At 71.7% G+C, this 15,175-nt stretch carries 8 protein-coding genes and 1 pseudogene; 3 read left to right on the top strand and 6 right to left on the bottom strand.

What is annotated here, in order from left to right; all coding sequences use genetic code 11:
• The first annotated feature begins 33 nt into the window (after positions 1 to 33).
• Positions 34 to 2,880 (top strand): glycoside hydrolase family 3 C-terminal domain-containing protein, encoded by a 2,847-nt coding sequence (locus ACZ4RZ_RS22255; RefSeq protein ID WP_467746888.1) that lies wholly within the window; start codon positions 34 to 36, stop codon positions 2,878 to 2,880.
• A 179-nt stretch (positions 2,881 to 3,059) separates the two neighbouring features.
• Here ACZ4RZ_RS22255 and ACZ4RZ_RS22250 read toward each other — a convergent pair whose 3' ends face one another.
• From ACZ4RZ_RS22250 to ACZ4RZ_RS22240, 3 genes are all read right to left on the bottom strand, one after another.
• Positions 3,060 to 4,505 (bottom strand): aldehyde dehydrogenase family protein, encoded by a 1,446-nt coding sequence (locus tag ACZ4RZ_RS22250; protein ID WP_467746886.1) that lies wholly within the window; start codon positions 4,503 to 4,505, stop codon positions 3,060 to 3,062.
• Positions 4,506 to 4,786: 281 nt separating this feature from the next.
• Positions 4,787 to 6,454, bottom strand: coding sequence for a PucR family transcriptional regulator (locus tag ACZ4RZ_RS22245; protein ID WP_467746885.1), 1,668 nt, complete (start codon positions 6,452 to 6,454; stop codon positions 4,787 to 4,789).
• Positions 6,455 to 6,596: 142 nt separating this feature from the next.
• Positions 6,597 to 8,744, bottom strand: a complete 2,148-nt coding sequence (locus ACZ4RZ_RS22240) for an ATP-binding protein (RefSeq protein WP_467746884.1) — start codon at positions 8,742 to 8,744, stop codon at positions 6,597 to 6,599.
• 350 nt (positions 8,745 to 9,094) lie between these two features.
• On the opposite strand from ACZ4RZ_RS22240, the gene gabT reads away from it, so the two are divergent.
• The gene (gabT, locus tag ACZ4RZ_RS22235; protein WP_467746882.1) at positions 9,095 to 10,429 is read left to right on the top strand and encodes a 4-aminobutyrate--2-oxoglutarate transaminase; all 1,335 of its coding nucleotides are present in this window, start codon (positions 9,095 to 9,097) and stop codon (positions 10,427 to 10,429) included.
• Positions 10,430 to 10,627: 198 nt separating this feature from the next.
• A complete protein-coding gene (locus ACZ4RZ_RS22230) occupies positions 10,628 to 11,452 on the top strand; it encodes a phosphatase PAP2 family protein (protein ID WP_467746880.1) in 825 nt (274 codons plus the stop codon).
• Here ACZ4RZ_RS22230 and ACZ4RZ_RS22225 read toward each other — a convergent pair.
• The 3 genes and pseudogenes from ACZ4RZ_RS22225 to ACZ4RZ_RS22215 all read right to left on the bottom strand — a co-directional run bounded on the left by ACZ4RZ_RS22225 (position 11,391) and on the right by ACZ4RZ_RS22215 (position 15,168).
• A complete protein-coding gene (locus tag ACZ4RZ_RS22225; RefSeq protein WP_467746879.1) occupies positions 11,391 to 13,211 on the bottom strand; it encodes a chitinase in 1,821 nt (606 codons plus the stop codon). The two genes, ACZ4RZ_RS22230 and ACZ4RZ_RS22225, sit on opposite strands and share 62 nt — an antisense overlap.
• 176 nt (positions 13,212 to 13,387) lie before the next feature.
• A pseudogene (locus tag ACZ4RZ_RS22220) lies at positions 13,388 to 13,608 on the bottom strand (hypothetical protein); the annotation flags it as partial.
• A 132-nt stretch (positions 13,609 to 13,740) separates the two neighbouring features.
• Positions 13,741 to 15,168 carry an NAD(P)/FAD-dependent oxidoreductase gene (locus ACZ4RZ_RS22215; RefSeq protein WP_467746877.1) on the bottom strand — a complete coding sequence of 476 codons (1,428 nt, stop codon included), beginning with the start codon at positions 15,166 to 15,168 and terminating at the stop codon, positions 13,741 to 13,743.
• Positions 15,169 to 15,175 lie beyond the last annotated feature (7 nt).

The following is a 15,175-nucleotide window of genomic DNA, read 5'->3' as shown; positions in this document are numbered from 1 at the left end:
CGCCCCGTCGCTCCATCGCAAAGGGATCACCACGTGACCGCACAAACGCCGCCTACGCCGCCTTTCCGTGATCCACGACTGCCGTTCGCGAAGCGCATCGACGACCTGCTGGCGCGGCTCACACTCGACGAACGGACCGCGCTCCTGCACCAGTTCGCGCCCGCCGTCGAGCGGCTCGGCGTCGGGGCCTTCCGCACCGGTCAAGAAGCCCTGCACGGCGTGGCCTGGATGGGCCCGGCGACCGTGTTCCCGCAGGCCGTGGGCCTGGGCGCGACCTGGAACGACAGCCTCGTGCGCAGGATCGGCGAGGCCGTGTCGGCCGAGACCCGCGCCATGCGCGCCCGCGACGACCGCGTGGGCCTCAACGTCTGGTCGCCCACGGTGAATCTCCTCCGCCACCCCCTCTGGGGGCGCAACGAGGAGGGCTACTCGGAGGACCCGAGGCTCACCTCCGCCCTCGCCACGGCGTACACCCGGGGTCTGCGCGGCGACCACCCCGACTACTGGCGGACCGCACCCGTCCTCAAGCACTGGCTCGCGCACAACAACGAGACGGACCGCGACACCACGTCCTCCTCGGTCCGGCCGCGTGTCCTGCACGAGTACGACCTGCGTGCCTTCCGCGAGACGGTCGGGGCGGGCGCGGTGGCCGGTGTGATGCCCGCGTACAACCTGGTCAACGGCCGCCCCAACCACGTCTCGCCGTATCTGCGCGAGTGTCTGCGCACCTGGACGGACGAGGACCTCCTCGTCTGCTCGGACGCGGGCGCGCCCTCCAACCTGGTGGACTCCGAGCACTACTTCGACACCCACGAGGAGGCGACCGCGGCCGCGATCCTCGCCGGCGTCGACAGCTTCACCGATCACGGCACGGACAGCTCGAAGATCGTCGAACGGGTCCAGGGGGCGCTGGTCCAGGGCCTGTTGAGCGAGGCCGACATCGACGCGGCGGTCCGCCGCCAGCTGGCGATCCGCTTCCGGCTGGGCGAGTTCGACCCGCAGTCGGACCCGCACGCCGGCGCCCTGGACTTCGACACCCCGGCCCACCGCGCCCTCGCCCAGGAGGCGGCGGAGCAGGCGGTCGTGCTCCTCAAGAACGACGGCCTGCTGCCCCTGAGCCCCGACGTCCGCGTCGCCGTCGTCGGCCTCCTCGCCGACGAGTGCAAGCTCGACTGGTACAGCGGCACGCTCATCCACCGCTCCACGCCCCTGGAGGGCCTGTACGAGCGCTTCGGCGCCGAGCGCGTGGACTTCGCGGAGGGCGTGGACCGGGTCCGCCTCAGGACCTCCTGCGGTACGTATCTGTCGGTGCCCGCCGTCGACGACGCGGCCGACGAGGTGCGCGGCGCCGAGGCCGCACTGGACCCTGCGCTCCTCGCGGGCCGCACCGACCTGCCCCCGCTGACCGCCGACGCCACCGGCACCGAGCTCGCACTGATCGACTGGGGCGAGGGCGTGCTGACGCTGCGCGCACCCGACGGCCGCTACCTCTCGGTCGCCGAGGACGGCTACCTCCGTGCCTCCGCCGATCAGCCCGGCGGCTGGGTCGTCCAGGAGACATTCCGCCTCGAAGCCTCCGGCACCCACGAGAACGGTCACCTCCTGAAGCACCTGGGAACGGGTGGTTACGTCTCTGTCGCCGCCGACGGTGTGAAGGTTGCCGCCGAGCACCCGGAAACCTTCGAGCTGGAGTTCACCGAGCGCGGCGAGGACGCGGTGGCCCGCGCGGCGGCCGCCGCCGACGTCGTCCTCGTCGTCGCGGGCAACGACCCGCACATCAACGGCCGCGAGACGGAGGACCGTACGACGCTGCGGCTGCCCGCGCACCAGGAGCGCCTGCTGCGCGCCGCCCACGCCGCGAACCCGAACACGGCGCTGGTCCTGGTCGCCGCGTACCCCTACGCGGTGGACCCGGCCGACCTCCCGGCCGTCCTCTGGACGGCTCACGGCGGCCAGGCGGCGGGCACCGCCCTGGCCCGCGTACTCGCCGGTGACGTCTCCCCCGCGGGCCGGCTCCCGCAGACCTGGTACGCCTCCGACGACGACCTGCCCGACCTCCTCGACTACGACGTCATCGGCGGCCGCCAGACGTATCTGTACTTCGAGGGCGCGCCGCTGTTCCCGTTCGGACACGGGCTGTCGTACGCGTCGTTCGCCTACGCGGATCTTCAAATCGGGCAGCGCGCGGGCGCGTTGGCCGTCTCCTTCACCGTCACCAACACCGGCGACGTGGCCGCCGACGAAGTCGCGCAGTGCTACACGCGCGCCGTCGACCCGTCCGTACCCCGCCCCCGGCGCGAACTGGCGGCGCACCGCCGCGTCCACCTCGCCCCCGGCGCGTCGGCGGACCTCACCTTCGAACTCCCGCTCTCCGCCTTCGAGTTCTGGGACGTGGCGCTCGGCCGCCCGCGCCTGGAGCCGGGCGCGTACGAAGTGCTCGTCGGGGCGTCCAGCGAGGACATCCGCATGCGTACGACGGTCGAACTCGACGGCGAGCCCGGCGCGCCTCGCCCCGTCCGCGATCGCGGCCTGGGGGCCGCCGACTTCGACGAGCAGCGGAACATCGCCATCGTCGACCGTACGAAGGTGACGGGCGACGCGGTGACACCGGTGGACGGCGAGGCGGGCGAACTCGTCTTCCGGGACTGCGACTTCGGCGACGACGGCGCCACGGCGGTCACTGTCGAGGCGGCGGGCGAGGGTACCGTTGAACTCTCCCTGGACGGGGGCCCGTTGACCGCCGTACTGACCCTGAGCGCGACAAAGGGGCCGTACGACTACACCACCCTCGGCGCCGAGATCGCCGCCGTCGGTGTGCACGACGTACACCTCAGGCTGCGCGGCCCGTTGCGGCTCGCGCACGTCGGCTTCTCCGGTTGAGGGTCCGGAGCGGCCGGCACAGGGGCCCGGCACCGGAAGGCATCGGCGCCGGGCCCTTCATATCGACAGTACCTGAAAACGATTGTCGTTAGCCAGCTCTGTGCCGCCGATTCCTCACATGCCGACGGCCGGAGCCCCCGCACAGCGGGCTCCGGCCGTCGGCTCGTTACGGGGTCCGGTCAGAGGGCGAGGCCCGTCAGCACCAGCACCCGCTCGTAGGTGTAGTCGTCCATCGCGAACTTCACGCCCTCGCGGCCGACACCGGACTGCTTCACACCGCCGTACGGCATCTGGTCGGCGCGGTAGGACGGCACGTCACCGACCACGACGCCGCCGACCTCCAGCGCACGGTGGGCGCGGAAGGCGGTCTGCACGTCGTGCGTGAACACACCGGCCTGGAGCCCGTACTTGGAGTCGTTGACGGCGGCGAAGGCTGCGGCCTCCCCCTCCACCTTCTGCACGGTGAGAACGGGTCCGAAGACCTCCTCGCAGGAGATGGTCACGTCGGCCGGTACGTCGGCGAGGACGGTCGGCGCGTAGGAGGCGCCGTCGCGCTTGCCACCGGCGAGGAGCGTGGCACCGGCCTGGACGGCCTCGTCCACCCACGACTCGACGCGCTTGGCGGCGTCCTCGCTGACCAGCGGGCCGACGTCCGTCGTGGCGTCGGACGGGTCACCGGTGACCTGGGCCTCGACGGCGGCGACGATACGGGGCAGCAGCCGCTCGTACACGGACGCGTCGGCGATCACGCGCTGCACGGAGATGCAGGACTGGCCGCCCTGGTAGTTGGAGAAGGTCGCGATGCGGGTGGCGGCCCAGTCCAGGTCCTCGTCGCTCGCCCAGTCGGCGAGCACGACGGCCGCGCCGTTGCCGCCCAGCTCCAGGGTGCAGTGCTTGCGGGGCACCGAGTCCATGATCGCGTAACCGACCTTCTCGGACCCGGTGAAGGAGATGACGGGCAGCCGCTCGTCCTGCACCAGGGCGGGCATCCGCTCGTTGGAGACGGGCAGGATGCTCCACGCGCCGGCGGGCAGCTCGGTCTCGGCGAGCAGGTCGCCGATGATGAGACCGGACAGCGGGGTCGCGGGCGCGGGCTTCAGGATGATGGGCGCGCCGGCGGCGATCGCCGGGGCGATCTTGTGGGCGCACAGGTTCAGCGGGAAGTTGAACGGCGCGATGCCCAGCACGACACCCTTGGGGAACCGGCGGGTCAGCGCGAGCCGCCCCTGACCACCCAGGTCGGTGTCCAGGCGCTGCGCCTCGCCCCCGTTGAAGCGGCGGGCTTCCTCGGCGGCGAACCGGAACACGGACACCGCGCGGCCGACCTCGCCACGGGCCCACTTGATCGGCTTGCCGTTCTCGGCCGAGATGAGCTGCGCGATCTCCTCGGTGCGCTCGACGAGGCGGCGCGACACATGGTCGAGGGCGGCGGCACGTACGTGGGCCGGAGTGGCGGCGAACTCGTCCCGCACGGCGTACGCGGCGGCCACGGCCTCCTCGACCTGCGCCTCGGTCGGGACACTGACCTTGCCGACGACCCGACCGTCCCACGGGGAGGTGACGTCGAAGGTGGTCTCACCGGTGGCCTGGCGGCCGGCGAGCCAGAAAGCGTGGGTGGAAGTCATGTGCGAGTCCCGGCCCTTCCGCGTTGGGGGTGTTGTTCTTGGTTTTCCTCCTCCACGGTAGGGCCGGGGCGGCGGAGGGTCGTTTGTCCGAGTCGTAGCAGTCGGGGTGGCAGGTGCGCCGCTTTGGCAGGGACGACAAGGGGTCAGGGCCCCCGTAAGGGGCGCGGGGAACTGCGCGACAAGCCCCCGCCCACCCGCACCCAAAAGACAACCCAGGGGGTGCTGGGGGCGCAGCCCCCGGACACGGGACGGGCAGGGGCGGAGGGGGCGAAAAACCCCGCCTACTCCCCCGACCCCGCCGTGGCCTTCAACGCCAGCCAAAGCTCCATCCGCACATCCGGATCATCCAGCGACCGCCCGAGGATCTCCTCGACCCGCCGCATGCGGTACCGCAACGTGTGCCGGTGCACACCCAGATCCGCAGCCGCCGCATCCCACTGCCCATGCCGCGACAACCACGCCCGCAGCGAGGCCACCAGATCCCCCCGGCCTGTCGCGTCGTGCTCGTGCAACGCCCGCAGCAACCCGTCCGCGAACGCCCGCACCGCGTCATCGGCCAGCAACGGCAGCACCGACCCTGCCGCGACCTCCTCGTGCTCCACGAAGAAACGCCCGCGCCGCCGCGCCACGGACAACGCCTGCTCGGCCTGCTTGTAGGCGGCGCCCGCGGCGATCGGCCCCGCGGGCGCCGACAGGCCTACCACCAGCTCGTCCTCGTCACCGGCGGGCTGCTCCCGCACGGCGGCCCGCGCGGCCTCCAGCGCCATCGCGTACTCCCTGCACGCGGCGACCGCCGCACCCCCGTCCACCGCGAGCACGACGAGCCGCTCCCCCTCGGGCACGACGAGCACGGACTCACCGGAGCGGGCGGCCGCGGACTCCACGACCTCGGCCAGCCCGCCGAGCGGGTCGCCATTGTTGTCGGGCACCGCGACGGCGGCGGCCGAGGGCGCCGTCGCGGCCACGCGCGCGTGGCCGTCCGCGTGTGCCCGCGCGGCCGACGCGGACGCCGACTCGGCGAGGATCAGCCGGAAGGGCGCGTCGAGCAGCGCGCCGTACAGGTCCCCGGCGACGGCCCGGGCATGGTCGGGCTCGCCCGCGAGCAGCATGCGCAGCACGGCCGCGCCGATGCGCTGCTCGGCCGCGTGCAGCGACCGCGACCGTTCCGTGGTGAGCGTCAGCAGGGCGATCGCCGAGTGCACGGCGTACCGCTCGGCGGTCCCGAGCGCGCTCGCCGTCCCCACGGCGAGCGCGGCCCGCGGCCGCCGCCCGGTGCCGAGGGAGTGCAGTTCCACGCGGTCTTCGCGGTCCTCGCCACCGACGACGGAACTGGCCGGCGCGGGCCGCTCCCGCAGCCGCTCCACGTCCGGCGTGAGCCGCGCCGCCCGGCGCCCCGCCCACTCGGGCGCGGAGGCGACAACGTCACCGGACGCGTCGTACAGCGCCGCCCATCCGTCGACCTGCCCGGCGAGCGCGGCGAGCAGCCCCTCGGGCCCGTCGTTCAGCGCCCGCTTGGTCAGCTCGCGCTGCGCGGCGAACCCGGCCGTGACCGCCCGGTACTGATCCGCCGCGATGGCGGCGGACACCGCTTTGCTGATGGCGAGAAAGGGCGTTCGCCGGGGCACTTCGAGGAGCGGCAGCCCCTCCTCCTCCGCCGCGTCGACGAGCGCCTTGGGGATCTCCTCGTAGTTGACCCCGACCGCGAAACCGAGCCCGACCACCCCGGCTCCCACCAGGCGCTTCACATAGCGCCGCATGACCTCGGGGTCCTCCGCGTCCAGCTGGAGCGCCGTGATCAGCAGCAGTTCCCCGCCCTCCATGTACGGCACGGGGTCGGCGAGCTCGCTGGCATGCGCCCAGCGGACGGGCACGTCCAGGCGGTCCTCGCCCGCGCGCACCGTGAGCTTGAGCGCGGAGTGGTGGACGAGCGAGGCGAGCGTGGGGGGCATGAGGCCTTCAAGTCTGTGTGATCTTTGTGATCTTTTGGCCGCCACGTATGAACGGCATGTGTCGATTCTGCCTCACCGTACGGTCACCATGTGCCCTGATGTCCACACGTCCTGCTCAGCCGCGCAGATCCACACACCACCCTCAGCTCCGCAGATCCACCAGCAACGGCGGTGCGTGCTCCCCCTTCACATTGGTCAGCGACAGCACCGCGTGTCCCGGCGGCACCCCGTGTGCCAGTTCGGACGCGGACCAGCGCTCCCGCTCGACCTGCCGCACGGTGACGGCCCGGGCGGTCGGCGCGTGCCCGGTGATCACCCGCCGCAGCATGTGCACCGCCTTGCCCGCCGGGGTCTCGGCGATGATCTGCCGGTCGGTGACGTCCCGCGCCTCGGTCCACTCCTTGCCCCAGACCTCGGCGAAGTCCTGCCCGTCCCAGGGGGTGAGTCCGGACAGCGCCATCCGGCACCCGATCGCGCCCAGCAGCGGGCTGCGCAGCGGCCGCGGCGCGTCGTCGAGCGTCCGCAGCGTCAGCACGGCCCCCGCGTTGCCGGAGCGCAGCCGCTGGATCCCGCGTACGGCCTCGGGTGTGACCACCCCCGTCGCGTCGTCGAGCACCAGACAGGCGAACAGCGACCGGTCCTCGCGCACCGCGACACTCGCCGTGAACTGCGCCAGCACCAGCCGCGCCAGGATCCGCGAGGCGTCGGCGTGCCCACGCGCGGGCAGATCGATCCGTACGCGCACGGGGTGGTCGAGCGCGCGCAGCGAGAAGGGCCGCGACTGCCCGGACGTGTCGAAGAACCCCGCGAACGCGGGCCGGTCGAGCAGGGCGACCCGATCCGCGAGCACTCCCCCGACATCCCCCGGATGCCCCAACTGCCGCTCGCGCGCGTCCAGTTCCCGCAGCAGCGACTCCTGCCCGGTGTCCTCCAGTGCCTTGCGCAGCGCGCCGAGCGGTCCGGGAGCGCCGTCGAGGAGCCGGCGCAGCTCGGGCACCGACGGGAACCGGTGGTGGACGGCCCGGAAGGGCCCCAGCAGCTGGGCGAGCACGGTCGTCGACCGGCGGCTGTCGCCCCCTGGATGCGGGTCAGCGAGATCCCCGACAAGTGCCTCGGCGAGCACGGCAGCGGCCTCATCGGGATCGGTGGTCCCGCCGTACAGGTCGAGGTCGTACACGGACTCGGGATTCCCGATCCGTACGACGACGTCGTACGCGTCGGCGGGGCCGAGCCCCGCGCCCGCGGCGCCCACCACGACGACCGCGGCCCGCCCGGCGAGCGCGTGCAGGCACAGCGACTCGGCGAGCGGCCAGACGATGCCGCCCGTCTTGCCGGACCCGGCGGGGCCGACGGCGAGCAACGACGTACCCAGCAGATCGGGACCGAGGGCGAGTCCGGTGCCGCGATAGCCGTACGGATTGCGCGGATCATCGGCGGTCGTCCCGAGCCGTACCTGCCCGGTCACGAGATCGTGCCGCGCGAGCCGACCCGGCAGATCGCGGTCGCCGGAGGGATGCAGACAGGCGGCGGCCCCGTCCTTGAGCACCGCCCCCGTGAACGTGGCGAGACTGTGCCGCCCGCTGCGTACGCCCTGCCAGGCGCGGGCGATCCGGGCGTGGTCGACGTCCCGCATCAGCCCGGCGCGGGCCTCGGCGGCGAGCCGTTCGGCGGCGTCACCGGCCCCCGCGGCGCGGAGCTGGTTCCACTGGGCGGGGTCCTCCTCGGGCGCGGGCGGCCGCTCGCTCACGGGAGCGGCCCGCTGCCAGGCGGGCAGCCCGTAGCGCCGCCACACCTCACCCCATCGGCCGAGCCGGCCGACGCCGATCATGATGACGAGGGCGATCAGCGTGTAGTAGCCGTACCAGAGGAACGCGTTTCCGATGCGATCGCCGCTGTGCCGCCAGGAGTCGGGGGTGAACAACTCCAGCGGCAGGACCCACCAGCCACCCAGATACCCGTTCCAGAGCAGCGACCAGATCAGCCACCCCACCAAAAAGGCGATCACGGCCCCGCTCAGCAGCTGCCGCGCCGGAATCCGCTCCGGCGCCTCCTCCGGTCGCGGCCGGTGCCCGAACCGCCACACCCCCGGCGCCGCCTCCGGCCGGGGCGCCCGCACCCACGTGAGGAAGGCGGACCCGTCCGGCAACGGCGGCACCCCCGGGGCCCGCGCGGGCCGTGGCGGCGCGGCAGGTACCTCCGGCGGCGTCACCGGCACATCCGGCGGCCCCGCCGGACGCGGCACAGAATCGGCATGCGTGCCCCGCGCGTCCTGCGTCCCGTCGCTGTCCATCGCCCTTGCCCCCTGACCAGCCGCTCCGTGCTTCGTCCGCGAGTCAATCTAGTGCCCCTGCGGGGCGAGTTCACCGTTTACCCGGCCGGGCCACGGGCGTTGGCACGGCCGGACGCGCGGCGAAACCGGCACGAACCGAGCCGACCGGATCTCCGCCGTTCTATGTCCACCACGGACAAGCGAATCCTTCGACAACGCCCACATGGAGCATGCCCACCCCCCATCCCCGGCCCTAGCCTGCGAAGAAAGAAGAAAGCGTCCGAAAAACACCCCGCCCGGAACACCCCGGTCGGCCGGAACAGCCGGCCCGCCGGATCCCTCCGGTTCGCAAGATCATCAGGGAGCCCCTCATGACCGCACTTCCGCAGGAGCGCCGCGTCGTCACCGCCATCCCCGGCCCGAAGTCGCAGGAGCTGCAGGCCCGCCGTACCGCCGCGGTCGCGGCCGGTGTGGGCTCGGTGCTCCCTGTCTTCACCACGCGCGCCGGTGGCGGCATCATCGAGGACGTCGACGGGAACCGCCTGATCGACTTCGGTTCCGGCATCGCCGTGACCAGCGTCGGGGCGAGCGCCGAGGCCGTCGTACGCCGGGCCTCCGCCCAGCTGCAGGACTTCACCCACACCTGTTTCATGGTCACGCCGTACGAGGGCTACGTGGCCGTCGCCGAAGCGCTGGCCGAACTCACGCCGGGTGACCACGCCAAGAAGTCCGCGCTGTTCAACTCCGGCGCCGAGGCCGTCGAGAACGCCGTCAAGATCGCGCGTGCGTACACCAAGCGCCAGGCCGTCGTCGTCTTCGACCACGGCTACCACGGCCGTACGAACCTGACGATGGCGCTGACCTCCAAGAACATGCCGTACAAGAACGGCTTCGGTCCGTTCGCGCCCGAGGTCTACCGTGTGCCGGTGGCGTACGGCTACCGCTGGCTGACCGGCCCGGAGAACGCCGGTGCCGAGGCGTCCGCCCAGGCCATCGACATGATCAACAAGCAGATCGGCGCCGACAACGTCGCCGCGATCATCATCGAGCCGGTGCTCGGCGAGGGCGGCTTCATCGAGCCCGCGAAGGGCTTCCTTCCCGCCATCAGCAAGTTCGCCAAGGACAACGGCATCGTCTTCGTCGCGGACGAGATCCAGTCCGGCTTCTGCCGCACCGGCCAGTGGTTCGCCTGCGAGGACGAGGGCATCGTCCCGGACCTGATCACCACCGCCAAGGGCATCGCGGGCGGTCTCCCGCTCGCCGCCGTCACCGGCCGCGCCGAGATCATGGACGCCGCACACGCGGGCGGCCTGGGCGGCACCTACGGCGGCAACCCGGTGGCCTGCGCCGGCGCGCTCGGCGCGATCGAGACCATGAAGGAGCTCGACCTCAACACCAAGGCGAAGAACATCGAGGCGGTCATGAAGGCCCGGCTGGGCGCGATGGCCGAGAAGTTCGACATCATCGGTGACGTCCGCGGCCGTGGCGCCATGATCGCCATCGAGCTGGTCAAGGACCGCGCCACCAAGGAGCCGAACCCCGAGGCGACCGCCGCGCTGGCCAAGGCCTGCCACCAGGAGGGCCTGCTGGTCCTGACCTGTGGCACCTACGGCAACGTCCTCCGCTTCCTGCCCCCGCTGGTCATCGGCGAGGACCTCCTGAACGAGGGTCTCGACCTCATCGAGCAGGCCTTCGCCCGCATCTGACGCCCCACCCGCCCCAGTACCGCCAACCGGCCGCCACCCACGGCGATTCCGCTTGATTCCGGTGCTGGGGCGACCGGCGTCAGAGCGTGTGAAGAAGGTGTGCGAGGTGCATGATGGGACGCGATTCCGCCTGTCGGAGCCGCACCCCCTGCCGTAGGTTCTAACCAGATGAGAGATACACCCCGCCCACAGGGGACTGTGGGTGACACCGGGTCGAGGCCTCCCCAGCTTCGCCCTGGTCGTGCCCTCGCGCACACACCCGGAGCTTCCGGCTCCGGTTCTCCTCACCGATCGGACAGTCGCCCGCCCCAAACCCCCCGGGGCGCGCGGCATTCCGGTCTGGACGGCCGCCTCGGAACTACCCCCCCTGTTCCGGGGCGGCCGACCATCCTCCTCGGCCTCCCGGCCCTCCTCCTCGCGCTGATCACCTGGCAGGTCGCGGCCCACGGCCCCCTCGCCCGCGCGGACGAACGCCTCAGCGACTCCCTGGCCCACCCGGACCGCCCCGCGGAACTCCTGGCCGACCTCGGCAACATCACGGTCGCCGTCCCGATCCTCGCCGTAGTCCTCGTGTACGTCGCCTCTCGCGCCCGCGCCGCCGGAACACACCGCTGGTGGCTGGAACCGACCGCCGCGGCCGTCCTCATGACAGCGGTCCCGGCCCTGATCGTCCCCTTCAAGGAACTGACCGAACGCCCCGGCCCCCCGGTCATGGGCCCGGGCACGGGCTTCTACCCCTCGGGCCACACCGCCACCGCCGCCATCGCGTACGGCACCGCGACCCTGCTCCTCCTCCCCTGGCTGCGCACGCCCCCCGCCCGCCGCACGCTGGTCCTCGCCTGCCTCGGCCTCAACCTCGCGGTCGCCTTCGGGCTGGTACGCCGCGGCTACCACTGGCCACTGGATGTCGTAGCCAGTTGGTGCCTCTGTGCGGTGCTGCTGGCCGCCCTGCGGCTCTTCCTCAGCCGAAGTACCCGTCGAAGTTCTTCGAGAACTCCCAGCTCCCGTACCGGTCCCAGTTGATCGACCATGTCATCAGGCCGCGCAGGGCCGGCCAGGTGCCGTGGGTGGCGTACGAGCCGCAGTTGGTCTTCTTGGTGAGGCAGTCGAGGGTCTTGTTCACCTCCACCGGTGATACGTAGCCGTTGCCGGCGTTCGTCGAGGCGGGCATGCCTATGGCGATCTGGTCGGGGCGCAGGGGCGGGAAGACGTTGTTCGCGTCGCCGGCGACCGGGAAGCCGGTGAGGAGCATGTCGGTCATGGCGACGTGGAAGTCGGCGCCGCCCATGGAGTGGTACTGGTTGTCGAGGCCCATGATCGAGCCGGAGTTGTAGTCCTGGACGTGCAGGAGGGTCAGGTCGTCGCGGAGGGCGTGGATCACGGGAAGGTAGGCGCCGGCGCGCGGGTCCTGGCCGCCCCATTTGCCCGTGCCGTAGTACTGGTAGCCGAGCTGGACGAAGAAGGTCTCCGGGGCCATGCTCAGGACGAACTTCGAGCCGTACTTGGCCTTCAGGGTCTTCAGCGCCGAGATGAGGTTGACGATCACCGGCGTGGTCGGGCTCTTGAAGTTCGTGTCGGCGGCGTCGAGCGAGAGCGAGTGGCCCTCGAAGTCGATGTCCAGGCCGTCCAGGCCGTAGGTGTCGATGATCTTCGAGACGGACGACACGAAGGTGTCCCGCGCCGCCGTCGTCGTGAGCTGCACCTGCCCGTTCTGGCCGCCGATCGAGATCAGGACCTTCTTGCCCGCCGCCTGCTTCGCCTTGATCGCCGCCTTGAAGTCGGTGTCGCTCTCGACCGTCGGGCACTCGGTGACCGGGCAGCGGGTGAAGCGGATGTCGCCCGAGGTGGTGGAGGTCGGTTCACCGAAGGCCAGGTCGATGACGTCCCAGCTGTCGGGGACATCGGCCATGCGGGTGTAGCCGGCGCCGTTGGCGAAGCTCGCGTGGAGGTAGCCGACAAGGGCGTGGGTGGGGAGGTCGGAAGAGCCTCCTCCCGAGCCCGCGGACGTCGTCGCGGTCACCGTCGCCGACTTCGCCGACTCGCCCGCGTCGTTCGTCGCGGCGACCTGGAAGGAGTACGCCGTGGAGGCGGAGAGGCCGCTCACCGTCGCCGAGGTTCCGGTGGCCGTCTGGACTTTGACGCCGTCGCGGTAGACCGCGTAACCGGTCGCGCCCGCCACCGCGGACCAGGACAGGGCGACGCTCGAGGACGTGACCGTGCCGACCGTCAGACCGGTGGGCGCGGCCGGCGGCTGACCCGCGTCGACGCCGGGGCCGACCAGAGAGACGTCGTCGGCGTAGTAGGTGCCGGTGCCGTACCAGCCGTGCGTGTAGATCGTGACCTTGGTGGTGGACGCGCCCGTGCGGAAGGTGGTGGTGAGCTGCTGCCAGTCGGTCGCGGACTGGGTCCAGGTGGAGACGTCGGTGGTACCGGTGCCGCTCGCGCCGAGGTAGACGTAGCTGCCCCGGACGTAACCGGAGAGGGTGTACTGGGAGTCGGGTTTGACGGTCACCGCCTGGGAGCACTGCGCGTAGTCGCTGCCGGCCGGGGTCGCCCGCAACGCCGAACTACCGCTCCGTACCGGTGAATTGACGGTGCTGCCCGCTGTACAGGTCCAGCTGTCCAGGCCCGACTCGAACCCGCCGTTCTTCGCGAGGTCCGCGTCGGCCGCACGGGCGGCCGACGAGAGCGCAGCGAGGCCGGGTACGGCCAGGACGGTGGCCGTGCACACGGCGATGAGTCTGTGACGCAGGAACGGTCCGGCGCGTCCGGTGCGATCCACAACTGCCTCCGAGCATGGGGGAATTTGGAGGGTGGAGCGCGCCCAACTTGGTCCAGACCAATTCTGTTGTCAAGACCTCTGGCACGTACAAGGCCTCCAGCACGCACAAGGCCGCTGCCAAGCACCAGGCTTCCGGTACGTACCAGACCTCCGGCAGTCCCCGGGGGCCGGCGGCGTCACGGCTGTCGGTCCTCGTTTCCGGCGTGACCCGCCGCCGCCTCGTGCATGACCAGTTCCAGCAGCGCCGGATCGGTGAGCGTGCCGGAGCCGTCCGGCGGGATCAGCCAGCGGACCCCGCCGGTCGCCCGTCCCGCGTACGGCACCACGTGCCGTGACCCGCTGTGCGCACCCCCGTGCCGAGCCACCGGGCCGCGGCGCCCGCGGGCGCGAAGAAGCCTGCTACTTGTTGGTAGTGCATCGGGTCACGGTGATCGCGCAGGGCGTTCACCGATCGGGGCGAGGCGCGCGCCGCTTGATCACGAACGCTTCAACGCGCCCCCACCAGGCCCGACCGCCGAAGCACCAAGGGCTAACTGTCGAAGCCGAGCCCCAGCTTGTCCATCGTCTTCAGCCACAGATTGCGCCGACCGCCGTGCGAGTCCGCCCGCGCCAGCGACCACTTGGTGAGCGCGATGCCGGTCCAGGCGAAGGGCTCGGGCGGGAACGGCAGCGGCTTCTTGCGGACCATGTCCAGCTCGGTGCGCTCCGTACGCTCCCCCGCCAGCAGGTCGAGCATCACGTCCGCGCCGAACCGGGTGGCGCCCACACCGAGGCCCGTGTAGCCCGCCGCGTACGCGACCTTGCCCTGGTGGGCCGTGCCGAAGAAGGCCGAGAACCGCGAGCAGGTGTCGATCGCGCCGCCCCAGGCATGTGTGAAGCGGAGCCCCTCCAACTGCGGGAAGCAGCTGAAGAAGTGCTCGGCAAGCTTGGCGTAGGTCTCCGGGCGGTCGTCGTACTCGGCGCGCACCCGGCCGCCGTACGGGTAGATCGCGTCGTAACCGCCCCACAGGATGCGGTTGTCCGCGGAGAGCCGGAAGTAGTGGAACTGGTTCGCCGAATCCCCGAGGCCCTGGCGGTTCTTCCAGCCGATGGACGCCAGCTGGTCGGCGGTGAGCGGCTCGGTCATGAGCGCGTAGTCGTAGACCGGCACGGTGTACGAGCGGACCCGTTTGATCAGGTTCGGGAAGACGTTGGTGCCGAGCGCGACCCGGCGGGCCCGGATCGAGCCGTACGGAGTGCGTACGGCCATGCCGGCGCCGTACGGCTTCAACTGGACCGCGGGCGTGTGCTCGTAGACCCGCACCCCGAGCTCCAGACAGGCCCGCTTCAGGCCCCAGGCGAGCTTGGCGGGGTGCAGCATGGCAACGCCCCTGCGGTCGTGCAGCCCGGCGAGGAATGTCGGTGAGTCGACTTGTTCCCGTACCGCTTCGGTGTCCAGGAACTCGACGCCGTCCGCGAGGCCCTCGCGCTCCAGCTCCTCGTGCCATTCGCGCAGTTCGGTCGCCTGGTGCGGCTCGGTGGCCACGTCGATCTCGCCGCTGCGCTCGAAGTCGCAGTCGAGGGAGTAGCGGGCGACGGCCGCCTCGATCTCGTCGAGGTTGCGGGCGCCCAGCTCCTCCAGCTTCTTGATCTCGTCCGGCCAGCGGGTGAGCCCGTTGGCCAGACCGTGGGTGAGGGAGGCGGCGCAGAAGCCGCCGTTGCGGCCGGAGGCGGCCCAGCCCACCTCACGGCCTTCGACGAGGACCACGTCGCGCCCCGGGTCGCGCTCCTTGGCGATCAGCGCGGTCCACAGTCCGCTGTAGCCGCCGCCGACGACCAGCAGGTCGCAGGTCTCGGCGCCGGTGAGCGCGGGCTCGGGGTGGGGCTTGCCGGGGTCGTCCAGCCAGTACGAGACCGGCTGGGCGTCGGAAAGAGACTTCGTCCAGTGATTCCCACGTGTCATGGCGCTTGGGGCCATGATTTCA

Source organism: Streptomyces sp. NPDC027189 (assembly GCF_055566975.1).
The sequence above is the reverse complement of the archived record's forward strand: the minus strand, read 5'-3'. Positions and strand labels throughout refer to the sequence as shown.